Source organism: Duganella dendranthematis (assembly GCF_012849375.1).
In the GTDB taxonomy this organism is placed as follows: Bacteria; Pseudomonadota; Gammaproteobacteria; order Burkholderiales; family Burkholderiaceae_D; genus Rugamonas; species Rugamonas dendranthematis.
This window is the reverse complement of record NZ_CP051684.1, coordinates 824,798-849,015: the sequence shown is the minus strand read 5'-3', so window position 1 is coordinate 849,015 and position 24,218 is coordinate 824,798. Positions and strand designations below refer to the sequence as shown.

At 61.2% G+C, this 24,218-nt stretch carries 26 protein-coding genes and 2 pseudogenes; 6 read left to right on the top strand and 22 right to left on the bottom strand.

Features of this window, described 5'->3' with window-relative positions:
* Positions 1-737 precede the first annotated feature (737 nt).
* Positions 738-1,592, top strand: a pseudogene (locus HH213_RS30755) (methyl-accepting chemotaxis protein); the annotation flags it as partial.
* Here the strand turns inward: HH213_RS30755 and HH213_RS04000 are convergent.
* The 12 genes from HH213_RS04000 to pgi all read right to left on the bottom strand — a co-directional run bounded on the left by HH213_RS04000 (position 1,567) and on the right by pgi (position 13,880).
* Complete coding sequence (locus HH213_RS04000; protein WP_110844683.1) at positions 1,567-2,175, bottom strand: hypothetical protein; 609 nt, start codon at positions 2,173-2,175, stop codon at positions 1,567-1,569. The pseudogene HH213_RS30755 and the gene HH213_RS04000 sit on opposite strands and share 26 nt — an antisense overlap.
* Positions 2,168-2,434: a PAAR domain-containing protein gene (locus HH213_RS03995; RefSeq protein WP_110844682.1), complete on the bottom strand. Its 267-nt coding sequence runs from the start codon at positions 2,432-2,434 to the stop codon at positions 2,168-2,170. The genes HH213_RS04000 and HH213_RS03995 overlap by 8 nt, the downstream gene beginning before the upstream one ends.
* A gap of 5 nt (positions 2,435-2,439) precedes the next feature.
* The gene (locus HH213_RS03990) at positions 2,440-3,021 is read right to left on the bottom strand and encodes a hypothetical protein (protein ID WP_169110931.1); all 582 of its coding nucleotides are present in this window, start codon (positions 3,019-3,021) and stop codon (positions 2,440-2,442) included.
* Positions 3,005-3,643, bottom strand: a complete 639-nt coding sequence (locus HH213_RS03985) for a hypothetical protein (protein WP_169110929.1) — start codon at positions 3,641-3,643, stop codon at positions 3,005-3,007. The genes HH213_RS03990 and HH213_RS03985 overlap by 17 nt, the downstream gene beginning before the upstream one ends.
* Entirely contained in the window at positions 3,640-4,230 is a 591-nt protein-coding gene (locus HH213_RS03980; protein ID WP_110844678.1) for a hypothetical protein, read from the bottom strand. Before HH213_RS03980 ends, HH213_RS03985 begins: the two co-directional genes overlap by 4 nt.
* A 1-nt stretch (position 4,231) precedes the next feature.
* Positions 4,232-4,867 carry a hypothetical protein gene (locus HH213_RS03975; RefSeq protein ID WP_169110927.1) on the bottom strand — a complete coding sequence of 212 codons (636 nt, stop codon included), beginning with the start codon at positions 4,865-4,867 and terminating at the stop codon, positions 4,232-4,234.
* On the bottom strand, positions 4,864-6,507 hold the full coding sequence (locus HH213_RS03970; RefSeq protein ID WP_169110925.1) for a hypothetical protein: 1,644 nt from the start codon (positions 6,505-6,507) through the stop codon (positions 4,864-4,866). The genes HH213_RS03975 and HH213_RS03970 overlap by 4 nt, the downstream gene beginning before the upstream one ends.
* A gap of 29 nt (positions 6,508-6,536) precedes the next feature.
* Complete coding sequence (locus HH213_RS03965; protein WP_169110923.1) at positions 6,537-7,001, bottom strand: hypothetical protein; 465 nt, start codon at positions 6,999-7,001, stop codon at positions 6,537-6,539.
* Position 7,002: 1 nt separating this feature from the next.
* A complete protein-coding gene (locus HH213_RS29830) occupies positions 7,003-8,466 on the bottom strand; it encodes a hypothetical protein (protein ID WP_217363491.1) in 1,464 nt (487 codons plus the stop codon).
* 2 nt (positions 8,467-8,468) lie between these two features.
* Entirely contained in the window at positions 8,469-11,201 is a 2,733-nt protein-coding gene (locus tag HH213_RS03955; RefSeq protein ID WP_169110921.1) for a type VI secretion system Vgr family protein, read from the bottom strand.
* A 145-nt stretch (positions 11,202-11,346) separates the two neighbouring features.
* Positions 11,347-12,231, bottom strand: coding sequence for an SMP-30/gluconolactonase/LRE family protein (locus HH213_RS03950; protein WP_229263279.1), 885 nt, complete (start codon positions 12,229-12,231; stop codon positions 11,347-11,349).
* Entirely contained in the window at positions 12,228-13,880 is a 1,653-nt protein-coding gene (gene pgi, locus HH213_RS03945) for a glucose-6-phosphate isomerase (RefSeq protein WP_169110919.1), read from the bottom strand. Before pgi ends, HH213_RS03950 begins: the two co-directional genes overlap by 4 nt.
* A gap of 225 nt (positions 13,881-14,105) precedes the next feature.
* On the opposite strand from pgi, the gene edd reads away from it, so the two are divergent.
* Positions 14,106-16,040, top strand: coding sequence for a phosphogluconate dehydratase (edd, locus tag HH213_RS03940; protein WP_110844672.1), 1,935 nt, complete (start codon positions 14,106-14,108; stop codon positions 16,038-16,040).
* A gap of 2 nt (positions 16,041-16,042) precedes the next feature.
* Positions 16,043-16,666 (top strand): bifunctional 4-hydroxy-2-oxoglutarate aldolase/2-dehydro-3-deoxy-phosphogluconate aldolase, encoded by a 624-nt coding sequence (gene eda / locus HH213_RS03935; RefSeq protein WP_110844671.1) that lies wholly within the window; start codon positions 16,043-16,045, stop codon positions 16,664-16,666.
* A 6-nt stretch (positions 16,667-16,672) separates the two neighbouring features.
* Here eda and HH213_RS03930 read toward each other — a convergent pair whose 3' ends face one another.
* The 5 genes and pseudogenes from HH213_RS03930 to HH213_RS03910 all read right to left on the bottom strand — a co-directional run bounded on the left by HH213_RS03930 (position 16,673) and on the right by HH213_RS03910 (position 19,642).
* The gene (locus tag HH213_RS03930; protein WP_217363490.1) at positions 16,673-17,311 is read right to left on the bottom strand and encodes a phytanoyl-CoA dioxygenase family protein; all 639 of its coding nucleotides are present in this window, start codon (positions 17,309-17,311) and stop codon (positions 16,673-16,675) included.
* Positions 17,312-17,623 carry a hypothetical protein gene (locus tag HH213_RS03925; RefSeq protein WP_169110917.1) on the bottom strand — a complete coding sequence of 104 codons (312 nt, stop codon included), beginning with the start codon at positions 17,621-17,623 and terminating at the stop codon, positions 17,312-17,314.
* Positions 17,624-17,691: 68 nt separating this feature from the next.
* A complete protein-coding gene (locus HH213_RS03920) occupies positions 17,692-17,916 on the bottom strand; it encodes a BrnA antitoxin family protein (protein ID WP_169110915.1) in 225 nt (74 codons plus the stop codon).
* A gap of 89 nt (positions 17,917-18,005) precedes the next feature.
* Positions 18,006-18,188, bottom strand: a pseudogene (locus tag HH213_RS30010) (BrnT family toxin); the annotation flags it as partial.
* 44 nt (positions 18,189-18,232) lie between these two features.
* Positions 18,233-19,642 carry a cytochrome P450 gene (locus HH213_RS03910; protein ID WP_169110913.1) on the bottom strand — a complete coding sequence of 470 codons (1,410 nt, stop codon included), beginning with the start codon at positions 19,640-19,642 and terminating at the stop codon, positions 18,233-18,235.
* Positions 19,643-19,695: 53 nt separating this feature from the next.
* Between HH213_RS03910 and HH213_RS03905 the strand changes: the two genes are divergently transcribed.
* Both HH213_RS03905 and HH213_RS30005 read left to right on the top strand, forming a co-directional pair.
* Positions 19,696-20,376 (top strand): DUF6597 domain-containing transcriptional factor, encoded by a 681-nt coding sequence (locus HH213_RS03905; protein ID WP_229263277.1) that lies wholly within the window; start codon positions 19,696-19,698, stop codon positions 20,374-20,376.
* On the top strand, positions 20,330-20,560 hold the full coding sequence (locus HH213_RS30005) for a helix-turn-helix transcriptional regulator (RefSeq protein ID WP_229263275.1): 231 nt from the start codon (positions 20,330-20,332) through the stop codon (positions 20,558-20,560). Before HH213_RS03905 ends, HH213_RS30005 begins: the two co-directional genes overlap by 47 nt.
* Here the strand turns inward: HH213_RS30005 and HH213_RS03900 are convergent.
* From HH213_RS03900 to HH213_RS03885, 4 genes are read right to left on the bottom strand one after another with little or no spacing between them, the layout of a single operon-like run.
* A complete protein-coding gene (locus HH213_RS03900) occupies positions 20,542-21,015 on the bottom strand; it encodes a DUF6265 family protein (RefSeq protein WP_169110911.1) in 474 nt (157 codons plus the stop codon). The genes HH213_RS30005 and HH213_RS03900 overlap by 19 nt on opposite strands.
* 8 nt (positions 21,016-21,023) lie before the next feature.
* Entirely contained in the window at positions 21,024-21,965 is a 942-nt protein-coding gene (locus HH213_RS03895; RefSeq protein WP_169110909.1) for a sensor domain-containing diguanylate cyclase, read from the bottom strand.
* Positions 21,962-22,594 carry a chemotaxis protein CheC gene (locus HH213_RS03890; RefSeq protein WP_110844664.1) on the bottom strand — a complete coding sequence of 211 codons (633 nt, stop codon included), beginning with the start codon at positions 22,592-22,594 and terminating at the stop codon, positions 21,962-21,964. Before HH213_RS03890 ends, HH213_RS03895 begins: the two co-directional genes overlap by 4 nt.
* A gap of 2 nt (positions 22,595-22,596) precedes the next feature.
* Positions 22,597-22,968: a response regulator gene (locus HH213_RS03885; RefSeq protein ID WP_110845612.1), complete on the bottom strand. Its 372-nt coding sequence runs from the start codon at positions 22,966-22,968 to the stop codon at positions 22,597-22,599.
* 189 nt (positions 22,969-23,157) lie between these two features.
* Here HH213_RS03885 and rpiA point away from each other — a divergent pair, with 189 nt between their 5' ends.
* On the top strand, positions 23,158-23,835 hold the full coding sequence (rpiA, locus tag HH213_RS03880; RefSeq protein WP_169110907.1) for a ribose-5-phosphate isomerase RpiA: 678 nt from the start codon (positions 23,158-23,160) through the stop codon (positions 23,833-23,835).
* A gap of 87 nt (positions 23,836-23,922) precedes the next feature.
* Here rpiA and HH213_RS03875 read toward each other — a convergent pair whose 3' ends face one another.
* A complete protein-coding gene (locus tag HH213_RS03875) occupies positions 23,923-24,195 on the bottom strand; it encodes an oxidative damage protection protein (protein WP_161043868.1) in 273 nt (90 codons plus the stop codon).
* Positions 24,196-24,218 lie beyond the last annotated feature (23 nt).

Sequence of the window (24,218 nt, the reverse complement as noted above, 5' to 3'; positions counted from 1 at the left end):
ACTGGGCAAACGACGATCCTATAATTGAATGATGCGGTAAGCCGTGACGCAAATTATAAGCTGGCCCGTCATCGCGTGCAGTCGCGTTGTGCAGACCGGCTCGCCGGGAGCGATTCATGACCAAGCAATACGATCCTTTGCAAGCGATCGGCGTGCAAGCCGACAAGATGATGCTGTGCGTGCTGTGGGCTTTGCAGCTGTTCTCGCTGGCGCTGGCGGGACTGTACGACACCTGGCACTTGGCGCTGCTGATCGGCCTGCCGGCGGCCGGCGTGCCGAGTGCGCTGCACTACACGGCGCCCGGTTCGCTGCTGACGCGCTGCGCGGTGGCGGTGGCGGTCATGGTGTTTGCGGCGCTGAACATCCATCAGGGCGCCGGGCTGACCGAGCTGCACTTCGGTATTTTCGTTTATCTTGCCTTCCTGCTGGCTTACCGCGACTGGCGGCCGATTGTCGTCGCGGCGGCCGTCATCGCCGTGCACCATCTGAGTTTCCACTATCTGCAGGAATGGAACTACGGCGTGATGTGCTTCACCCGGCCGCAGCTGTCGACCGTGTTTATTCACGCCGCGTATGTGGTGGTGGAGTCGGCGGTGCTGATCTTTCTGGCTACGATCCTGCGGCGCGCCGCCAACCAGGCCGCTGAACTGGAAAGCATCGTTGCCGCGCTGGCTGCGATCGAGGGCCGGATCGACCTGTCGGCCACCGAGGCGAGGCCGCGCAGCCGGCTGGCGCGTTCGCTGCTGGAGATGCTGGTGACCATGCGCGACACGATTGCCGGCGTGCGCGATGGCGCGCATACCATTGCCGGCGCCTCGGGCGAGATCGCGCAGGGCAACGCGGAATTGTCGCGCCGTACCGAACGGCAGGCCGGCAGCATCGAGCAGACGGCGGCGGCGATGGCGCGACTGGCGGCCACGGTGCGCGCCAATAACGAAAGCGCGCGCCAGGCCAACGAACTGGCGCAGAGCGCATCCACCATTGCCGCCAAAGGCGGCGCGGCGGTGCGGCAGGTGGTCGATACCATGGGCGAGATCAACGCCTCATCGCGGCAGATTGTCGACATCATCTCGGTGATCGACGGCATCGCCTTCCAGACCAATATCCTGGCGCTGAACGCGGCGGTGGAAGCGGCGCGCGCCGGCGAGCAGGGCCGGGGCTTTGCGGTGGTGGCGTCCGAAGTGCGCAGCCTGGCGCACCGCTCGGCGGCGGCCGCCAAGGAAATCAAGGAGCTGATCGGCAACACCGTGCAGACGGTGGAGGGCGGCAACAAGCTGGTGGAAGAAGCCGGGGCCACCATGCTGGAAGTGGTGGACAGCGTGCAGCGCGTGACCGCCATCATGGGCGAGATGAGCAACGCCAACCAGGAGCAGAACGAAGGCATCGAGCGCATCAACAGCGCCATTGTCGAGTTTGACGAGAGCACGCAGCAGAATTCAGCCTTGGTGGAAGAAGACGCCGCAGCGGCCGATGCGCTGGCGCAGGAAGCGCAACATCTGACCGGGCTGGTATCAGCCTTCAAGCTGGAGCCGGGCGGCGTGGATGCAGGCGTGGCGGCGCGGCGCCTCACGCATACAGCGCATCGAGCTGCCTGAACGCCGCTTCTTTTGCTGTGGAGTCTAAGGCACGCAGTCCCAGATAAATTTCCCGGTATGGCTTGGCACCGACTGACTCCTTGCTGACGTCATAGCACGCCAGCAGGGCGTTGACCGCGTGAATGGCCGCAAGTCGATCGGTTTCCACGCGGATCATCTGTTTCAGCGCGGCGAGTAACTCCAGTGTGACGGTATCCGCAGGAACATAGTACGCGGCCGCCTGACGAACGCGTTTGTCGTCGCTGGACATGGCGCGGATAAATATCTCCAGCAGCGAACGGTCGCGCTCGACCCGGTAGACGTTCCAGGCGGCGATCACCTCTGCTTCGCCCTGGAACCTGTGTTCCTTGAGCAGCCGCGTCAGAACAGTGGTCGCCCGCTCCCAATCGGCGATGAACAAGCCATGGATGCTCTCCCGGCCGCCGCCCGCTTCGACCAAGCGCCGCAAATATTCAAACGCCTGGTTTCTTTCGTTGGGCGTCATTCCGCTGAAGTAGCCTTCATTCAGCCCATCGAGCCGCTCCTTGTCGCGCCGCGAAAAGAAGTCCAGGAAGTTCTGATAGGCGTTCGTATCAGCCATGCGTTGCGGTGACCAGACTGGAGATTAATGTGCAGCCGCAGGCGCAATGATGGCCGTGCAACGCCACCATGCGGCCGCCAATCAGATACGTCGGCGCCCCCTCGACGATCATATTCACGCCATGCCCCGGTAGCGGACAGGTGATTTTGTCGCCTACCCGCGCGATGCCGATGCCGCCCGCCAGATGCGTGGTCGAAGCGGTGATGACCTTTCCGCCATGTGAGGTCAGGTCGCCCAAACGGACAAGTGGAAGTGCCATAGTAATTAGTTCCCGAACTGTTGGTCTAGCTGTGCCAATGCCGCAGCCCTGAGTTCCACATCCTCACTTCGCAGATGGCCCAGCAACTGCTCATATTCGGCGGTATCAGGGACTTGAAGACTATCCAACACGCTAAACGCGGCGGCAAAACGTGCGTCGGCATCCGCATCCTCCAGCACGACATACTTGAAAAAGGCGATGGTCTCCACGTTCACCGGTGTGTAATGGATGGCATCCACAACTCGATGTTTCATTTCGTCGTGATAGCCTGGATAGTCCTCGACCATTTGCTGCTGGTAGCGTAAGTCTCCGGTGTGTCTGACCAGACTTTGCTGGGCCATATAAACATGTCTGTAAGGATCTCCGCGCCGTGCCTCAATCCACTCTTTGAGTACAATTTCTGCTTTATCTGGAGCGACAACCCAAATCCAGTCTGCGGACCAAGGCAATTCCTGCAGCAGCAATGACAGGACGATGGGCTTTTCTTCTTCGCTAAGATCCACGAACACACTCGGGCTGTATCCGTCAGCCTTCTCGCTGCCGGTCATGCGGTGTTGCCGCATAAACTCATCAAATGCTGCGGTCATTTTCGATCTGCTGGATAGCAGCCCTTTTCTCCTCTTCATCGCTCGACGTCAGCGCGCGGTAAAGTGCTTTGTAATGCTCATCGCGGAATTTAAAATTGTAGCCTCGAACGGCCATGAATTTGGAGATCGCGAGTGATTGCGCGATGCTGTCCGTCTCTGTAAAAATCATTCCTTTAAGCAGGTCTAACGAACGTTGTGAAACCTCTGCAACCGGGAGATAGTCCGCAAATCTTGCTCGGACGTCTGCAAACTCGCTGGACGCAAATGCGTTGAGGATTTCAACGTACGCGCGCGCGGGCTCGTGCGACAAGATAAGATGAAGCATCAGCGTGCGATTTTCCTCTCTTGCGCATCGCTGATCGCGATAAGTGCTCTCAGCTATCGGCATAGAGACCTGTTTCTTAAACTCTTCAACAGCTCTTAGCGGGTTAATCAGATACAATCCGCGTGTGCTCTCCAAAGAGACCGCAAGGTTTTTCTCAAGAAAATTCCACGCCTCTTCTGTCTCGCTGTCAGTGAGGCCGCGAAAGTGGCTCGCGTCGAGTCCATCAAGACGCTCCCGCCCCCAAGATTCAAAGAAGGCGTAAAACCTGGTCAACCCCGGTGAGGATGTACTCATCATGCCACGACTCCGATCTGCTTCAAGGCTTTCTGCTTAAGCTCGTCGTCTTCGCTTCTCAAATGACTGGTCAGTTGATCGTAATCCTTCTTGCTGAGCTCTGTAGCGCAGGAAAATCCGAGCGAGTCCAGCAAGTGACGGCTTGCGCGTGCAACTGCATTGGGGTTGACTTCGAACAGGATGACACGCCTGAAAAAACTGACCGTGTCTGCGTTGGCGGGTGTGCGATGAACGGCATCCACCACGAGCGGCCGCTTCTTCTCGATATAGTTAGGATAATCCTCGATCATGTGTTTTTGATAGAGCAAGTCGCCGGTGTAGCTCACCAGATTCTGCTGAATCATATAAACATCCCCATGAGGATCGCCGCGTAACGCTTGTTCCTGTGCTTTCAGGACCGCTACTGCCCGCTCTGCATCGATGAGAAAAATCCAGTGAGCTGACCAAGGCAATTCTTGTTCGAGCAGCTTAAAGGCGATATCCTTTTCCCGACCCATTAGTCTTTCTAAAACATGCGTGCTATAACCGTCAGCCTTTTGACTTCCAGTCATTTTGTGCTGGCGTATAAATTCATCGAACGCCGCTTTCATTCTACGTCCTGCTTTCAATCTGAGTGATCGCAGCAATTTTCTCTCTCTCGTTTCCCAAACGTAGTGCGCGGTAAAGTGCTTTGTAACGAGTCTCATCAGTGCTGGAGTCGAGTCCGTAAATCGCCATAAACTTCCGGATGGCGGAAGATATCGGAATTGTTTTGGTCTCTGTAAAAATCATGCCTTTCAGGATTTCAAGAGAGCGAATTGTTGCACCCCACACAGGTAAATATTCTGCAAAATCTGCTCTCACGTTGTCAAATTCACTCATTGCAAAGGTATTCATGAGATCAACATATTTCTCGTCTTTATCAAGCGCGACAATGTAGCGCAACATGAGCATGCGATTTTCTTCCATCTCGCGCCGGTCCTCGGGGTAAAGATCTTCTTCCAGAGGTAAAACTACTTGTTCTTTGAAAAGATCAAGTGCTTTGCGTGCATTCAGGAGAAACAATCCCGCTATTTTGTCTCCCGAAGAGGGGAAATTATTTTTCAGAAAGTTCCAAGCCTCTAATTTCTCGTTGTCACTTAATCCCTCAAAATAACTTCTATCCAGGCCACTCAATCTTTCAAGACCGGTGGTGTTGAAGAAGTCATAAAGTCTTGTCAAGCCGGTGTTTGGGGAGAGGGTTTTCATGGTGCGGTGCCTACAATAGCCATAAGAGATTTGACCACATTTTTTTCTAAAGGTACGAAGTCGTTTCCTTGAATAACATACATGTTCAATGCAGTGACATCCCCGGTATCCAAGCGATCGGCGATCACTCGTTTCTCTACATTGTGCCATAGCGTATAAGAGGCATCGAGCTTGTCAGCCGTTTGTACTGTGTTCACGATTCCTGATGCTCCTTCAGCATATTTCTCTGATGCTGCTTTCCATAAATCCCTGGCATGTGGTGGTGGACCGTTATCTTTAACCCAGTTGTAGGATTTTAGATCTGGCCATTCGTCGATAATCCTGCCCCCTGCGGTAGTTTCCAGGGTCACTCCGTGAATTCCCTCTGCAAACTTTTGTGCGGTTTTTGGGTCTCCAGACCAGAAAACTGCACCGTCACGAGGCGAAGACACATCCAGGCGCTTTACTATTTCATCCCAGGAGTCGCCTGACTTTTTTGGAAGATATGGTCTGAGGATGTCGCGTGCTTCTTCAATCTTGGCCTGTGCAAGTACCGTGTCACCTTTCTTTTGAGCTTCGCGTGCCTCGTTGGACAGTTGCGTAATGCGCTCCCGGTCTGCCGCTACTGCCACATCGGCCACCGCCTGCTTCTTCGTGTTGGCGCCTTCGTCAGGCGGCTTGACGGGCTCGGGCGCGTCTTTCAGTGGTGGTGGCGGGGCGGCTGGCGGTTTCGGCGCGGCCTTCGGCTTCGGTTTTGATTTGGCGGCCGATGTTGTCGCTGGCTTTGGTTTGGGCGTGGCCGGCTTGTCTTCGACCTTGGGCATTACTTTGCCCGGCGTGTCTTTCACGCGTTGCTTGGCCGGCGCGGCGGCGGCGGCCTTGTCGGCTTGCACGCCGGCGGGCACCGTGTGCGCTTCCTTGGGCGCAGTTTCGGATAGCAGCTTGGTCAGACGCGCGTCCAGTTCGGCCAGCGCTTTGGGCACCTGGCGGATGGCGTCCTGCTGCACCGCGTAGAACTTTTTCTCCCACGCCGCCAGCTTGGCGATGGTGGCTTTGACGCGGTCGAAATAGCTCAGGCTTTCCAGATGGCCGCGCAGCGATTTGACCAGATCCACCAGCTTGCCGCTGATTTTGCTCAGCGCTTGCAGCAGCGGCTTTTCGTACTTGGCAAACTTGACGGCGCGCAGGAATTTGAGGATGTCGCCTTTAATGAATTTCTGCAGGAAGCGGATCAGCTCCACCAGCTTGGAGGCCTCTTTGATCAACAGCAGCATCACCGAGCGCAGCGCCGCGCCCAGTTCGGAGCCGGCGATGCCGCCCACCACCGCGCCAACGCCGGCCGCCGCCGCGCCGCCGGCGGCCATCGCCAATGGCAGCGCGATGACGATCAGGCAGGCACTCAGCAGCACCCATTCCATCAGCTCTTCGCGCTTTTCGGGATGGTTGGCCAGCCGCAGGATCACTGCCACCGCATCGCGCGCGCTGGTGACGATGACCACGCCGGGAATGAAGCTGACCAGCATGTCGGCCACCACGGCCGACAGCGGCCGGTGGTCGGCGAACTCGCCGAACAGCACGGACTTGAGCCAGTCCATGCCGCCCACCACCTGGCTCCAGGCGTCTTCCAGGATTGAGTGTTCCGGTGGCGGTGGTGGCGGCATGTCAGGCAGTTCTCTGTGCGGTCAGCCGATTAGCTGAGATATTCAATGTCTTTGGTGTAGGTCGTATAAAACTTTGGATCGCTGATTTTCTTGCTGAGCCAATAGTAGAAATCGATGTCTTCGCGGGTGCGGTTGTAAGGGTGCAGACCAATGCCAAATTTGCTCTCGTAAAACAGGCCAAACACCAGCTCACCGTCATCCATCAGCTTGAAGTGCGAGTAATTGCCGTCATCGGTGATGTCGATCGTGGTCTTGCCGGGTTCCGGGTAGTACACGTCGTCGTCGAATACCAGCAGCGGGCCGTCAGGCGTTGCCAGCAGGGCCAGATACTCCAGCTTCGGCTGCTCGCTTTCCAGCTCAAACAAGCCGAACGACACATGGTCTTCATTGACTGTGTCGGCGGCGATGATCTCTCGTTCACCGGAGATCAGATTGAGCTTCAGTAGATTCACAGTCCCGTCGAACTGGCTGACTGCGATGGGTTTGCTTTGCATATTAGTTTCCTACCTTTTTCAGGGCTGCATCCAGATAGGACGCATCTTTTTTGGCCAGCCAGTCCTCGAATTTGGACAGCAAGGCATTGACGTCACTATTGGGCCGGGAAGACGAATCGATGATGGTCTGGTACGGATCCAGCATTTTTTTCTCGGCCGACTTTACCAGACTGTCGAACGACGGCCCCAGCGGATCGTTGTAGCGGCCGGTGTTGACCTCATAAATGTAATCGCGCAGCGGTTCCGGCGTGACGTTCTTGTATTTCACGCCGATGTCCCGGCGCCGCTGCCACATCGCCCTGGCGATCGATTCATCCGATGCGCCTGCTTTTGCCATGGCGTCCGCTTCCTCCTTGAGTCCCGCCACTTCCGCCTCGTAGGCCTGCCGCAGCGGATGGTTCTTGATATCGTCGCCGATCTGGCCGGCGATCTTGTTCGCCTTTTCGCGGGCCGCGACCGCTTCCGCATCCAGCGCTTCCTGCTTCTTGGTGTTCGGTCCCTCGTCCGGCGGCTTGACCGGGTCCGGGCTGCCCTTGGGCGAGCCGGCCGCCGCCGGCGTCCCGGCCTTGGCGCCATGGCCGGATGACGCCGGCACCCCGCCAGCGGCGCCGGCTTCGTCCTCCACTTTGGCCAGTACCTTGCCTGGCGTGTCCTTGACGCGCTGTTTCGGCGGTGATGCCGCTGCCGCCTTGTCGGCCTGCACGCCGGCCGGAACGGTATGGGTCTCTTTCGGCGCGGTTTCGGACAGCAGCTTGCCCAGCCGCGCGTCCAGTTCGGCCAGCGCCTTCGGTACTTGGCGGATGGCGTCCTGCTGCACGGCGTAAAACTTCCTTTCCCACGCCGCCAGCTTGGCGATGGCGGCTGTCACGCGGTCGAAATAACTCAGGCTCTCCAGATGCACGCGCAGCGATTTGACGATGTCCACCAGCTTGCCGCTGATTTTGCTCAGCGCTTGCAACAGCGGCTTTTCGTACTGGGCAAATTTCACGGCCCGCAAAAACTTCAGGATGTCGCCCTTGATAAATTTTTGCAGAAACCGCACCAGTTCCACCAGCTTGGACGCTTCCTTGATCAGCAACAGCATCACCGAGCGCAGCGCCGCGCCCAGTTCCGAACCGGCGATGCCACCCACCACCGCGCCGACGCCGGCCGCCGCCGCGCCGCCGGCCGCCATCGCCAGCGGCAGGGCGATCACGATCAGGCAGGCGCTCAGCAGCACCCACTCCATCAGGTCCTCGCGCTTTTCCGGATGGTTGGCCAGCCGCAGGATCACCGCCACCGCGTCGCGCGCGCTGGTGACGATCACCACGCCGGGGATGAAGCTGACCAGCATGTCCGCCACCACCGCCGACAGTGGCCGGTGATCGGCAAACTCGCCGAACAGCACGGACTTCAGCCAGTCCATGCCGCCCACCACCTGGCCCCAGGCGTCTTCCAGTATCGATTGCTCCGGTGGCGGCGCCATGCTCAACCTTTTTGGCTGCCTGCGCCCGGCGTCCAGTTCAGGAACTCGTGCAGATCGTCGTGCATTTCGGTGCTGACGGTGGAACTGGCCTGCAGCGGCTTGTAGTCGTACTCGATCTTGGCGCCGGCGCCGGCCGGCACGCCGGCGATGCGGGCGATGCCGGCGGCGTCGAGGATGCCCTTGCGGATGCTGCCGTCGCTCAGCGTGGCCTTGTAGGCGGCGCCGGCCAGCGGCGCGCCCCAGTCGGTCAGGTGGCGGAATTCCAGGTCGGACTTCTGCAGCTCCGGCTTGGCCACGTGCGGCATCACGTACTGCTGGTTGGCCGGCCCGGGCATGGTGTGCATCGATGCCTGCGCGGTCCAGGTGCCGGAGGTGCCGTTGGCGATGCCGGAGGCGTTGATCTTGATGAAGGAGCCGCCGGCCGAGATGGTGATTTCTTCTTTCGCGTGGATGTCGATGCTGGCCGTGGTGGACAGCAGCCGCACCACTTTTTCGGCGATCAGGTCGAGGTCATCGCTTTGCGCCTGTATTTCCACCTTGCCCTTGGCGGCAAACAGTTTGACGCCGGCGTTGTAGGCAAACAGGCTGATTTTCTCGCCGATGCTGGCCAGCAGGCTCTTGCCAACCGCGATATTGGTGTCCTGCCCGGACGACAGCGTGACTTCGGCGCCGGCGTGCACGTGTGCGCCTTTGTTAGTGGCCAGGCCGATGCCGGCCGGCGAGCCGGCCAGCAGGATAGGCTCCTTGAAGCGGTTGGCGTCGGTTTGGCCGTCGCCGTCATAGCGCTCCTGCGTGGCGTCGGCAAATTGGGTCAGCGCCTCCTGCCCGATCAGCGCTTCGGCGCCGGCTTTGGCGGCGGTGTCCGACAGCTTCTTGGTCAGCTCGGCGCCGGCCTTGAGCTGCGCGGTGGCCTCGGCGGCATCCAGCTGCGTGCCTTGCGGGCCGGGGCGGCCATAGGTGCTGAGGTACAAGCCCTTGTGGGTGACGATGGCGCCGAATTCATCGGTGCTCAAGGCGAAGCCGGAGCCGTAGAAGCCGTTGCGCTTGTTGCCGGTCTGGCTGACCAGGTAGCCCAGGTTGAGTTGCGCATGTGTACTGGTACTGTACAGGTGCACCCGGTTCTGCTGTGTTGTGTCGTCCAGCACCAGTTGGTTGAAGCCGCTGCCTTTGTATTCCTTGGATTTGTAGCCGGACAGCTTGCCGTCCGTGTGCCACTGCGGCGTCTGGTCTTCGTTGTACAGGCGTCCGGTAATCACCGGACGGTCCGCGTCGCCATCAAGGAAGGTGACGATGACTTCCTGGCCGATGCGCGGCACGTTCAGCCCGCCCCAGCCTTGTCCCGCATTCGGATAGCTGACGCGCACCCAGCACGAGGCGCGTTCGTCGCCAGGATTGAGCCGGTCCCAGCGGAATTTGACTTTGACGCGGTTCAGGTGGTCGGTGTAAATCTCTTCCTCGGCCGGGCCGACCACCATCGCCGTTTGCGGATGCAGTGACGGTTTCTCGTGCTCGAACGGGCTGCGGAACGGCACCTTGCGGCGCTGGACTTCCAGCCGGTTGAAGCAATGGCCGGTGTGCTCGTTGTCGACCGAAGTCACCTCGTCGCGGTCTAGCGTTGCTTTAAACGCCGCCACCTGCGGCGCCAGGCTGCCGGGAAATTCCTTGACCTTGTTCGACAGCGGCAGATTATTCTCGATGCACCACTCGACGGCGGTGACCACGAACTGCCGGTCCTCGGCCGCATCGATCAGATGCGCCGGATGGTCTTCCAGCGTGAACCAGCTGCCCGCCGGCAAAAAGCGTACGCCGGAAACGGCCGAAAACCGCTTCATGCTCGACTCCCATTGCTCGACGCGCAGCCGCGATTGCCTGTCGCCCTGGTCCTGCTTCGAGTAAGTGTAGGCGCCGGTATATTCGTACACCTCCAGCTGGGCCGGCAGGTCGCCGTGCTCAGCCTGGACGATGGTGTTGCTCTGTCGCGATTCGTTGGGTGCCTTGTAGTCGTAAGTGCGCGTAGTCAGCTGGCTGGACGCCAGGCTGCGTTCGGCGCTCCAGTGGACGATCTTGTTCAGCTCATCATCGGTGCCGGCGCCATGGAAATGGATCTGCTCCTGCGGCAGCGGCTTCAGCTGGTCGGTGCTATCGGTGATCACCAGCGTATGGCCGGAGCCGTCCGGCTTCTGCTCGTGATAGCCGTACCAGCCTTCCTCTTCCATCAGGCGCTGGGCAAAGTGCCAGTCGGTCTCGTACTGCGTGCAGTAGGAGCGGGGCAGGGCGGCTTCCTTGATCTCGAAGCGGAAGTTACCTTGCGCCTGCTGGTGGCCGCCGAATACGTCGCTGAGAATGGCGTCGGCAGGCTTGTCCTGCCAGATGCGCGCGTCCTTGCGGAACTTGAGGAAGTGCAGCCACGGCGCAAACGCCAGCTGGCAGTGGACGAACTGGCCGTCGCTGCCCAGCCGTTTCATGCGGTACGCATAGCCGTGTACCGGAAGGTAGCTCTGGTCGGCCTGCTGCACCCACAGCGTGACCGGCTGCGCGATGAGTTTCTTCAGCTCGATATCGTCCCGCACCGCAAGGCAATCGACGGTGTACGCATAATCCCTGCCCAGCACGTCATGGCCGACCACGCGTTGCGGCAGCAAAATATCGTCGCCCAGCGGCGTGCTGAGCTTGAGCAGGCGGCTTTGCTGGTCGATCAAAGCCTGGCCGGGAATCAGGGTATCCAGAGCGGTCATGGGGGTGCTGCCCTATGAGATATTCTGTGATAAAAATGATAAGTTTTTAGATTTTACCCGGATTCGCGCAGTGGCTACGCACGGTAGAGTTTGCTTGGGGAGTGGTGCTGCGTCCGGCGCGGATGGCCGGACGCGAGGGGGGAATTTACTGCTTGTAGCTAGGCTCGACGCGGCCGGCGACGTCCATCTGGATCGCCAGCAGCTTGCCGCTCAGCGGGTACTGTTCCAGCTCGGCTGCTGGACGGGCGCCGGCGCTGGTGACGTACAGCGTGCGCAGGTCCGGGCCGCCGAAGGCCGGCATGGTTGGGCAGCGTACCGGCAGCTTGATTTCATCCAGCAGATCACCCTGCGGCGACAGCTTGGCGATGCGCGCGCCTTCAAACATCGCCACCCAGTAATTGCCTTCGCTATCGACCGCCGCGCCGTCCGGGCGGCCGCCGTAGTTGTTCTCCTTGTCGGCCGAGAACTGGTGCAGCAATTGCTGATTGCTGACGGTGCCGGTGGAAATGTCGTAGTCGTAGCGCGAGACGCGGTGGGCGGCGGTGTCGGCGTGGTACATAGTCTTCTGGTCCGGGCTAAAGCCGAGGCCATTCGAGTTGGTCATGCCGCCGGCCCAGGCCTGGCGCAGCTTGCCTTGTTCCAGCACGTACATCTCGGCGGCCGGCTTGTCGCGCGGCTCGTAGATGGTGCCGACCCAGAAGCGGCCCGCAGGATCGACGTGGCCGTCGTTGAAGCGGGTAATCGATTGGTCGTACGGCGCCACGATAATCTCGGTCAGTTTGACTTCGTCGCTGCTGGTGTCCAGATGCGCGAAGCCGCTGCGCATGGCGACGATCAGGCCGCCCTGGTCGCTGATGGCCAGCGTGGCCGGTTCGCTGGCCAGCTTCCACGCGCGGTGTGCGCCAGTGGCCGGGGCGAGACGGTGCACGGTAAAGGCGGGAATGTCCACCCAGTACAGCGCCTGTTCCTGCGGATGCCACAACGGGCATTCACCGGTTTGCATTACTTCATCGTAGGCTACCGTGATCATATGTGTTGCGCCGCCTTCGCCATGAAGATCAGGCCATTGGTCGAGCTGTCGTGACGTTCCGGTTTGACTTCGCCGGTCAGTTCCGACTGGATGTTCTTGGCCAGGACTTTGCCCAGCTCCACGCCCCACTGGTCAAAGCTGTTGACGTCCCAGATCACGCCCTGCACAAAGGTCTTGTGCTCGTACAGCGCGATCAAGGCGCCCAGAGCGCCCGGCGTCAGCTGGTCCATCAGGATGGTGTTGGATGGACGGTTGCCAGGGAAGGTCTTGTGCGGCACCAGTGCGTCGATCTGGTCGTCGCTCAGGTTCTGGCCGGCCAGGTCGGCGCGCACTTCGTCGGCGGTTTTGCCGGTCATGAAGGCTTCCGATTGCGCGAAGCAGTTGGCCAGCAGGGCATCGTGATGGCCCGGCAGGTCATGCGTGGCGCGCAGTGCGGCGATGAAGTCGATCGGCACGATGTCGGTGCCCTGGTGCAGCAGCTGGAAGTACGCGTGCTGTGCGTTGGTGCCGCACTCGCCCCACACCACCGGGCAGGTGGGCGTATCCACTGCGGCGCCGTTGCGGGTCACGCGCTTGCCGTTGGATTCCATGTCCAGCTGTTGCAGGTAAGCGGCAAAGCGGTTCAGGTCCTGGTGGTAGGGCGCGATCGACAGTGAGCCGCAGTCGAGGAACTGGCGGTTCCAGAAGCCGGTCATCGCCAGCAGCACCGGCATGTTCTGTTCCAGCGGCGCTTCGCGGAAGTGTTCGTCCATGGCGTGCGCGCCTGCCAGGAAGTCGCTGAAGTAGCCGAAGCCCACCGCCAGCGCCACCGACAAGCCAATCGCCGACCACACCGAGTAACGGCCGCCGACCCAGTCCCAGAACGGGAACATATTGGCGGTGTCGATGCCGAATTCCGCCACTGCCTTGGTGTTGGTGGAGACGGCCACGAAGTGTTTGGCCAGATTGTCCGCCGTGCCGCCGTTTTGCAGGAACCAGTTGCGCGCGCTGGTGGCATTCAGCATGGTCTCGGCGGTGGTAAAGGTCTTGGAGGCGATGATGAACAGCGTGGTTTCAGGATTGACCTGCGCCAGCGCCGCATCCATGTCATGGCCGTCGACGTTGGAGACGAAGTGCATTTTCAGGCGAGGATGCGCGTACGAACGAAGCGCCAGCACCGCCATTTTCGGTCCCAGGTCCGAGCCGCCGATGCCGACGTTGACGATGTCGGTGATCGGCTTGCCGCTGTAGCCCAGCCACTGACCGTTGCGCACACGGTCGGTGAATTCCTTAACGTGATCCAGCACCGCATGGACGTCGGCGTTGACGTCCTGGCCGTCCACCACCAGCGTCTTGCCGCGCGGCATGCGCAACGCAGTGTGCAGTACGGCCCGTTGTTCGGTAAGATTGATCTTCTCGCCACGCAGCATGGCGTCGCGCTGGGCTTCCACGCCGCGCTCGCGGGCCAGGTCCAGCAGCAGGCCGACGGTGGTGGCGTCCAGTCGGTTCTTGGAGTAGTCCAGGAACAGGCCCGCCGCATCGACCGTCAGTTTCGGGAAACGTTGGGCGTCGCTGGCGAACAACTGGCGCAATTGCCATTGTTTGGCGTCGACGGCGTGGGATGCGAGGGCTTGGAAGCTGGCAGTGGAAGTGAGTGCAGGCTGGCGCATAATGTTGGCAGATGGAGAAGGATGATCGAATGATACAGGAAAAACAGGTAAATTCACTACGGTTTGCATATCGTGCCCGAATATTTACGCCTGTAAAAAGGATGGTTATGCCGTGTTGCTGATCGCCAGCGCAAGCCAGCCAAAGCCCGCCAACTATATAGAAAGGGCGGCGGGTTTCAAGATTTTGTAGTAAAATTTCATGGAATCCATTCATAAGGAACGATCATGGCGTTGCATCCAGTCCTGGAAACTGTCACCAATCGCATTATTCAGCGTAGCAAACCTTCGCGCGGCGCGTATCTGGCGCATCTCGAAGCGGCCCGCGTCAAAGGCGGCCCGCAGCGCGGCACGCTGGCCTGTACCAATCTGGCACACGGCTTTGCCGCTTTCCCCGCCAACGATAAATTGGTGCTGAAAGAGATCAAGAAGCCATCGGTGGCGATTATTTCGGCCTACAACGACATGCTGTCGGCGCACCAGCCGTTCGAGCGTTACCCTGAAATTATCAAACAAGCCGTGCGGGAAGTCGGTGCGGTGGCGCAGTTTGCCGGCGGTACGCCTGCCATGTGCGACGGCGTCACGCAGGGACAGCCTGGCATGGAGTTGTCGCTGTTCTCGCGTGACGCGATTGCCATGTCGGCCGCCATCGCGCTGTCGCACAATATGTTCGACTCGGCGGTGTACCTGGGCGTGTGCGACAAAATCGTGCCGGGCCTGTTGATCGGCGCGCTGCACTTCGGCCATCTGCCGGCGGTGTTCGTGCCGGCCGGTCCGATGACCACCGGCTTGTCGAATTCCGAGAAAGCCAAGATTCGCCAGCTGTACGCGCAGGGCAAGGTCGGTCGCGCCGAACTGCTGGAAGGCGAGTCGCAGTCCTACCACGGCGCCGGCACCTGTACTTTCTACGGCACCGCCAACAGCAATCAGATGCTGATGGAAGTCATGGGCCTGCACCTGCCGGGCGCCGCGTTCATCACGCCGAACACGCCGCTGCGGGATGAACTGACCAAGGCTGCCGCACAACGCGCTGCCGTCATTTCGGACCAGGGCAACGAATACATCCCGGTCGGCCATGTGGTCGACGAGAAGGCCATCGTTAATGCGATCGTCGCGCTGCTGGCCACCGGCGGTTCCACCAATCACACGCTGCACCTGCCGGCCATCGCCAAGGCAGCCGGCATCGTGATCGACTGGAACGACTTCGACGAGCTGTCGAAAGTGGTGCCGCTGCTGTGCCGCATCTACCCGAACGGCGAAGCGGACGTGAACCACTTCCACGCTGCCGGTAGCACTGGTTTCGTGATCCGCGAACTGCTGGCCGCTGGCCTGCTGCACGACGACGTCACCACCATCCTGGGCAAGGGCCTGAGCAAGCACTGCGCCGAGCCGTTCCTCGGCGAAGGCGCGCCAGGTAATGAAGGCGTGGTGTTCAAGCCATCGCCGGCCGAATCGGGCGACGAAAAAGTGCTGCGCAAGCACGACAATCCATTCTCGCCGGATGGCGGCATGGTGCTGGTGCAGGGTAACCTGGGCCGCGCCGTGATGAAGGTATCGGCGGTCAAGCCGCATCACCGCACGGTGGAAGCGCCGGCGCTGGTGTTCAATTCGCAGGAAGACTTCATGGACGCGTACAAGACCGGTCAGCTGGACCGCGACTTCGTGGCGGTGCTGCGCTTCCAGGGCCCGCGCGCCAATGGCATGCCGGAACTGCACGCGCTGACCCCGGCGCTGGCCAACCTGCAAGACGCCGGCCGCAAAGTGGCGCTGGTGACCGACGGCCGCATGTCGGGCGCGTCGGGCAAAGTGCCGGCGGCGATCCACGTGTCGCCGGAGATCCTGGCCGGTGGTCCACTGGGCCTGGTGCGCGATGGCGATATCATCAAGGTGTGCGCCGAAACCGGCACGCTGGAAGCGCTGGTCGATTCGGCCGTGTGGCACGCGCGCTCGATGGCGCATGCCGACATGTCGATCAACCAGATCGGCATGGGCCGCGAACTGTTCTCGATGTTCCGCAACAGCGTGTGCGAAGCCGAGAAGGGCGCGACCACGTTCCCGCTGCCGTCGCCGATCGGCACCACGGTGGGCCTGCATGACAAAGAACCGGTCGGTAACACCGTGCCGGGTTCCGACGAAGATTTCTCGACGAAGAAAGCAACCTAATCATGACCATGACTCTGCTCGACATTATGCGTACCTCGGCCGTGATCCCTGTGATCGCGATTGACGACCCTGAACATGCCGTGCCGCTGGCGAAAGCGCTGGTGGCCGGCGGCATCCGCGTGCTGGAAGTCACGCTGCGCACCAAGCATGGCCTGGGCGCGATCAAGGCGATGAGCGCGGTGGAAGGCGCCATCGTCGGCGTCGGCACGCTGACGCAGCCGGAAGAATTTGCCGCCGCGCGCGATGCGGGTGCGGTGTTCGGCGTGTCGCCTGGTTTGACGGCCGCGCTGATCGCTGCCGCCAAGAGCAGCGGCCTGCCGCTGCTGCCGGGCGTGATGACGCCGTCGGAAGTGATGGCGGCGCGTGAACAAGGCTTCCGTCAACTGAAGCTGTTCCCGGCGGTGCCGGCGGGCGGCGTTGGCATGCTGAGCGCGATCAACGGCCCGCTGCCGGACGTCACCTTCTGCCCGACCGGCGGCATCTCGCAAGAGACGGCGTCGCAATTCCTTGCGCTGAAGAACGTCGCCTGCGTGGGTGGTTCGTGGCTGACGCCAAAAGACGCCATCGCCGCCGGCGACTGGGGCCGCATCACCGACCTGGCAAAAGCCGCCAGCGGCCTGCGTTAATTGTCGTCAGGCCCACTCCAGGCCGAAGGGCAGTGCGGGTGGGCCGAACAGAAAATGCAGCACGCGCCTGCGGCTGCTGCCGGTCGCTTTGGACGATGCGTGCAGCAGCAACGGGCGCATCGCCATGCCGGCGCCTTGGGCGACCGGACATAACACCGCCTCCGCGCCGGCTTTCGCCCGCGCCTTGTCGTTCTCGTCCAGCCGTCCGTTCAGGTGCGAGCCGGGGATGACTTTCAGCGCGCCGTCTTCCGGCCCGCATGTGTCGATATGCAGGCGTAGCGCCAGCAGCTGCTCCAGCACTGCCACCGGCGGCTGCACAAACAGCGCGCCATCCTTTTCCGACCAGCCGCTTAACGACGCATGCTCGATCCGCATTTTGACGGGAATGCTCAAATCCTGATGCAGCGCCACCAGCCAGTTATGGCCGCGCGATTTCTCGAAGTAGGTGCATTGGACGGCGACATAGTCTGCTGAAATCAGACCGCTGGCAATCAGCTGCATGCGCACTTCTTCGGCCAGCTCTCTGCACCAGCCCAGCTGCAACATCCGCCGCGAGTTCTCGGGCGCTGCGCCAAGCGCCGCATCCAGCGCCTGTAAGTGCGCGGGCGTGAGCATGTCTGGCAGCGTGGTGTAACCTTGCTTCACTTAGCCACCGAGCTTGTTGTACAGCGTGCCGGGCCAGCGTTGCGTGATGCGGCTGCAGTGCATCTCGAATTCGTCGCCGTCCTTGGTTTTGGTGGCCTGGAAGTGGTTGATGGCGATGCGGGTCGCGTCCTGCAGCGCGCCGGCTTCGGTGATCTGCTTGGGTAGCGGTTCGTCGCGGATATGCAGCAGGTATTCAACGCGTTTGGGATCGGTGTTTTCGTCGTACCAGATTTCGACCCGAATGCTGTCTTCATCATGCTCGCTCTCGGCATAGCATCGTCCATGCCGCTTGGTTTCAAATTTAAACCGCATCGCGCTCCTCCGTTGATACAAGGGGTCAGCGTAGCATGCCGGCCGCGCACGCGAAACATGCTTGCAAATCAGGAGTGTTCAGATTCCTGGGGAGGTATCGCGCTGTGTTTCATCGTTTCTCTTAAAGCGTCGTTAATCAAGCCTTGATAACCACGTCCCTGTGCCTGTGCCTGTGCTTTGGTGCAGAAGAAGGCGTAGACGTCATCATCCAGCCAGATTGAGGTGTGGGTTTTTCCTTCTGTGGATAATACGGAACCGTGTTGTCCTTTGCTGAAATCATAATCTTTGCGCATAATATTGCTCCGCTTCGCCTTTGCTGGCCTTGCGCGGAAATCAGTCGAGTGCGTGTGCCGCGCGGTGTATGAATGACGATCAGAACTCTTCCACTGGCGTCAGCGCCGAGCGTTGAAACGCGCTGCTCATTAGCGATTCGAGTGTCTTCGGTGGTAATGGCGAGTTGGTCGTATAGCGCTTGTTCGGCCTGAGCAAAACTGACCTGGTGCTTGCGCAGATTTGCTCGCTCTTTTCTCGGATCGAATTCGACGTCGTTGAATTGATTATGCATCGACTATCTATATAGTCAAGCGAAGCCCAGCGTGTTGTTCTTGGTCAAAGCCGCATCTGCAAGCCGATTGGCGACATGGTAAAGCCATCAAGTTCCTGTGGTTCCGCGCCGCTGGCGGTGCCGATTGAGGCGATGTCGAAGCTCGATAGCAGCATCGCGCTGGCGAGTTTGATTTCCAGTAGCGCCAGATAACGTCCCGGACAGGTGCGCACGCCGGCGCCGAAGGGCATCGATACCTGCTTGTTCATCGGCTGTGCGGCGCCGGCCAGCCAGCGTTCGGGATGGAAATCGGCGGCGTCGGCGACGAAGTCGTTGGATACGCTGTCGTTCCGCATCACGCACCATACCAGGCTGCCCTTGGGCACTTGCACATCGCCGACCACGCTGTCGCGCAGCGCCTCCATGGGTATGAACGGCGCCACCGGCTTGAGGCGCATGGCTTCCTGCGCGCAGGCGTCGAGATAATCCAGTCCATCCATTTGCTCGATGGTGAACGCGCGCGGATCGGGCGCCACGCGCAGCACTTCTTCACGCGCCTTTTGCATCGCAGCGGGATTCTGCTGCAAAAGGTAGAGCATCCACGCCAGCGTGTTGCTGGTGGTGTCCTCACCGGCCAGCAGCATGGTGGCGACGTTGCCGGCCACCGCCACGTCATCGACACCGCTGCCGCCTTCATCGGCCGCGCAGATCATCGCCTCCAGCAGATTGGCAGGACGCACACGCCGCTCCGGCTCGGCCGCCAGCCGCGCGCGGGCGATGGTGATCAGGCCATCGATGGACTGGTTCAGCGCCAGCAGGCTGGCGTCCAGTTGACGGTCCTGCGGCAGCCTGACATAGCGCCAGTAAGGGAACAACGCCATCGAACGGCGCGCCACCGCCGGCAGCACAATATCCATATGACGCTGGATCACATCCTCGCCGCCGTCGATGGTATTGACGTCGCTGCCAAACGCCAGCCCGGCGATGACGTCGACGCTGAAGCGCTTCAAGTCTTCGGTCAGGTCGATGACGCGGCCCTCGCGTGCGGCCCGCTGCCAGTGCTGTTGCAGCCGCAGGCCCACCGCCACCAGCGACGGGAAATACGCCTTCACCGCATGCGGCGCCAGCGCCGTCATCACCATGCGCCGCTGGTCGCGCCACGCCGTGCCTTCGGCCAGGAACAAGCCGGGACGGCCGCCCATTTCATCCGACACGGTTGCCGTGATGGACGGGCGGCGGAAGCCATCCGGCCGGTCGCGTAGCACCGCATTCACCAATTCATGCGACGACACCACCAGCATCTGCGTGCGGCCAAAGCTGATCTTGAACAGCGGGCCGTATTGCTTGGCCCAGCCCTCCAGGTCCTGATGCAGGCGCGTCGGCGTTATCTGCGGCAGGTTGCCGGCCAGTGGCCATGGACGTGGTCCGGGCAGGTCGGCGATGTGGCGAAGTTCGGCTGCGATGGTGTTGTACATGGCTGCTCCTCGGTTGACGATGGCCCAGTGTGCGCCTGATTAGATTCGCTGTATTGAATGATTCCGACATCGGCTCCTGGTATAAACTGTTTGGCATGGAACCGACGACCCGACTGATTTTCCCGCGCAAATCGCTGGCATCGTGCGTGCGGGCGACCATCGTTCGCAGCACGGTGGAGACGCCGCTGGCCAGCGATGGCGACCGCCTCAATCACTATCCGGCCACGCCGCATTGCTGGGTGACGTTCTACATCGAAGGCGACACGGAAGTGCTGCTACCAGAGAACGCGCCGCAGGAACGCTTTCGTGCCGTCTTCGGTGGCCCGCAGACGCGGCCAATCACCACCTACAATCCCGGCCCGGTGCGCATGTTGATGGTGATGTTTTATCCGCACGCGCTGCATGCGCTATGCGGCATCGACGTGGCCGAGTGGGTGGATCGTTGGGATGACATCAAGGCGCTGGGCCTCGAGTGGCAGGCGCTGGCCGATGCAATACTGACGGCGCCGGACGATGCCACGCGGCTGGCGCTGGTCGACAATTTCCTGGAGCCGCGCTGGCAGGCCGCCCGTCCCGGCGGCGCCGGCGCCATGGGTGCGCCACTTGGCCACCGAGGTTGCAGACACCGCGCTGGGACGCGGCGTCCGCAATATCGAGCGCCGCATCAAGGCCCGCGCCGGACAACCGATGCGCAAGCTGCTGCGCCGCCAGCGCGCCGAGCACACCTTCTTTGAGGCGCGCGAGGATTACCTGTCCGGCAAAGCCGTGTGGTCGGACATCGCCGCGCGCGGCGGCTATTCGGACCAGGCGCACTTCTGCCGCGAAGCGCGCGAAATCACCGGCCGTACCCCGCTGGAGCTGGCGCGCGTGCTGGCCTCCAGCGACGAAAGTTACTGGATTTACCGCGTCTGGAGCTGACCGCCGCAAGCCGCGCGGGTCATCGGAAAGTCGATACGTTTGATGGCGCCCTTGATCGTGCCTTCAATGCTGGCGCGCAGCCGGGACGGCGCTTCAAAGCGATAGATCACGCGCTGTGGAAAGTCGTGGCCGAGGTTTTCAAATACCACCTCCGTCGCGGTCAGCGTGGTGGCGGTGAAGCTGGCGCCATCCTGCCCTGAGGGCTGCGCGTGGAAGATAACCGCGCCATCGTTGGCGGTGGAGATGCGCATGAATTCATAGTTGGCCACCTTGCCGCCCTTGAGCGTGCGGCTCATGCCCATCATCGAATCGCCGGCCGGTGCGGTCCATTGTTCGACCGAACCGGCTTCGCCGCCGTCGGCGCTCCAGCAGCCGGCCAGCCAGGCCAGCTGGTCAATTGGCGCGGCGTGGACGCCGGCCGAGGCCAGCAACAGGGGGAGCAGTACGTTACGCATCACGGTCCTCACGCGGGAAGCATTGAAGCAATCAGGTTGCGGCCATTGCGCTTGGCCTGGTACAGCGCGCGGTCGGCAGCGCCGATCAGGGCGTCGATGTCCACCGGCGCGTCGCTCTTTTGCGTGGCGATGCCGATGCTGACCGTGACCTGCTGCGACGGATCGGTGGTGCGTTCATGCGGTATCGCCAGCTCCTGCGCCCGCGCGCGGATCGACTCCGCCATCAGCAGCGCCTGATCGACGTCGGTCTCCGGCAGTATCATCGCAAACTCTTCGCCGCCGTAGCGCGCCATCAGGTCGCAGGGGCGCTTCAGCATATCCGCCAGCGCGGCCGCCACCTGGATCAGACACTGGTCGCCTTTCTGGTGGCCGTAGTGATCGTTGTAGGCCTTGAAGTGGTCGATGTCGATCATCAGCAGCGACAGCGGCGTGCCGCCACGCTTGGCGCGCCGGTGTTCCTTCTCCATCGCCACGTCGAAGTGGCGGCGGTTGGCGATGCCGGTCAGGCCGTCGGCAAACGTCTGCGAACGCAGCACCATGGCCTGCTCGCGCAGCAGCTTCTCGCGCGTTACCGCGATGCTGACATCGGTAACCTGGATCAGGCAGTGGCGCGGTGCGCCGTCCACCTCCAGCGGCGTGACTTCCACCGCCTGCTGGATGCGTTCATCGCGCACATACAGCGGGAACGGCGCCTTGTTCAGCGTCTGCGACAGCAGCGAAGGGAAGTTGTTGTACAGCGCGTACTGGATGGCGGCGTCCACGCGGCCGCCGCGCAGTTCCGGGCAGACGGCGAAGAAGTCCTGGCCCAGCACCTGCTCGTGCGCCAGTCCGGAATGTTTGATCATCCACGCATTCCACAGCGCGATGCGGCGCTGCTGATCGAGCACGATGGCGCCCACGTTCACCGCGCAGAATACGCTTTCCAGCAGGGGCAGACGCGAGGAGTTCATGTCTGCCCCATGACGCGCGCGATGTACAGGTTGATCTGGTCTTTCAGGTCGTGCAGCGCGGAGATGGCCAGCACGAAGGCGACGTAGCCGTGGATCTGGTGCTTCTCCAGCAGGAAGTCGATGTGTAGCATGAGCACCACGGTATCGGCCTGGCTGCCGGCGGCGGTGGCGGTGAGGATCTCGTCGCTGGTGCCGACGTGATACTGCGGCAGCGACCCTTGCAGCTCGCGCTGGAAGATATTGGCCAGCGTGCCGACGCAGGAGTTGAGCATGATGTTGCCGATCTCGCACATGGCTTCCTGCTCCATGTCGGTCAGCTCCTTCAGCGGCACCGCTTCGCCCACCATCAGGCGCACGATTTCCAGGCTTTTATCTTCGGGGAACATGAGGATGGCTTCGGTCTCGAAGGCGCCGGCGTAATGCTGGCTGACGCCGCAGATGCGCTCCGGCCCGGCATCGCCGGCGCCCAGCAGCCGCGCCGCCTCGGCGCGCGGAATGAAGCTGATCGACGGCACCGACATACGCACTGCCTCATTGACGATGGCGCTCATCGACGCCGCCGCGTGGCCGACGCCGATGTTGAAGATCTCGATCAGCGCATCGTTTTCCAGTTCACTCAGCGTGAACATGATTACGCCGCTTCCAGCGTGGCTACCAGCTGCGCGATGCGCGCCTCGGTGATCGGCTTTTCAACGAAACCGATGCCCATGGCGGCGGCGCGTTCGCGCGTGGCCGTCTGCACATTGGCAGTCAGCAGCGAGATGGGGATGGCGGGGAATTCCTGGCGCAACTGCTCGGCGGCGGCGATGCCGCCCATGCCGGGCATGTTGACGTCCATCAGGATCAGGTCGGGCGGGGTGCTGCGCGCCTTGAGCAGCGATTCCTCGCCGGTGCCAGCTTCCTCGACGATCCAGTCGGCGTGCATGCCGACGATGTACTGGCGCGCCATCATGCGCGAGACGCGGCTGTCGTCGACTATCAGAACAGTTTTGGTGCTGGTCATGGTCTCTTCCCCGGCGATCTTTTTATAGGCATGCGCTGTGTCCATTCTCGCATACTCAATGGCCTGACTGATCACAGGTGTTGTTACGTTTATACGCTTATTACATGGTGTTGTCCGTGCGCAATTTTTAGGCAAAAAACGGGGTGGTAAAATAGCGCCATCCGATTTCCCCTCTCTTATGTATTTATCATGACCCAAGACGAACTGAAACAAGCCGTAGCCCGCACCGCCATCGACTATGTGGTGAAAAATGAGATCATCGGCGTCGGCACCGGCTCCACCGCCAACTTCTTCATCGACGAACTGGCCAAGATCAAGGGCGACATCAAGGGCGCCGTGGCGTCGTCGGAAGCCACCGCCGCCCGTCTGCGCGGCCATGGCATCGAAGTGTTCGACCTGAATGACGTGGCGGACATCGCCGTCTACATCGATGGTGCTGATGAAATTGACAACAGCGGTGCCATGATCAAGGGTGGCGGCGCGGCGTTGACGCGCGAGAAGATCGTCGCCTCGGTGGCCAGGCAGTTCGTCTGCATCGCCGACGGCTCCAAGCTGGTGGACGTGATGGGCAAGTTCCCGCTGCCGGTGGAAGTGATCCCGATGGCGCGCGCGTCGGTGGCGCGTGAGCTGGTCAAGCTGGGCGGCACGCCGAAACTGCGCCTGAAACCCGGTACGGATGAGGCGTTTGTGACCGATAACGGCGGTTATCTGCTGGATGTGGCGGGACTGTCGATTACCGATCCGAAGGCGCTGGAAGCGCAGATCAACCAGATCGTCGGCGTGATTGCGGTGGGCTTGTTTGCGGCGCGTGGCGCCAATGTCTGCCTGCTGGGCACTGCGGAGGGCGTGAAGACGCTGAAGTTCTGATGTGGTGGCGTTCCGGCGCAAGCCGGAATCCATAGAGCGGCGGAATCGCCGCTCAGCATGGGTCCCCGCTTTCGCGGGGACGACGAATTAGTCCGCAGGCGGCACGTAGCCTTGAGCCGCATCGGCGCCATCGCCGAAGAAGTGTTTTTCCATCTGCGTCGCCAGATACTTGCGGGCGCGCTGATCGGCCAGGTTCAGGCGGTTTTCATTAACCAGCATGGTCTGGTGCTTGAGCCAGGCAGCCCAGGCTTCTTTGGACACCGACTCATAAATCTTCTTACCCAGTTCACCCGGATACGGCGGGAAGTCCAAGCCCTCGGCTTCCTTGTTGAGTTTGATGCATTGAACGGTGCGGGCCATATGGGTTGCTCCTAAAGCTTTAA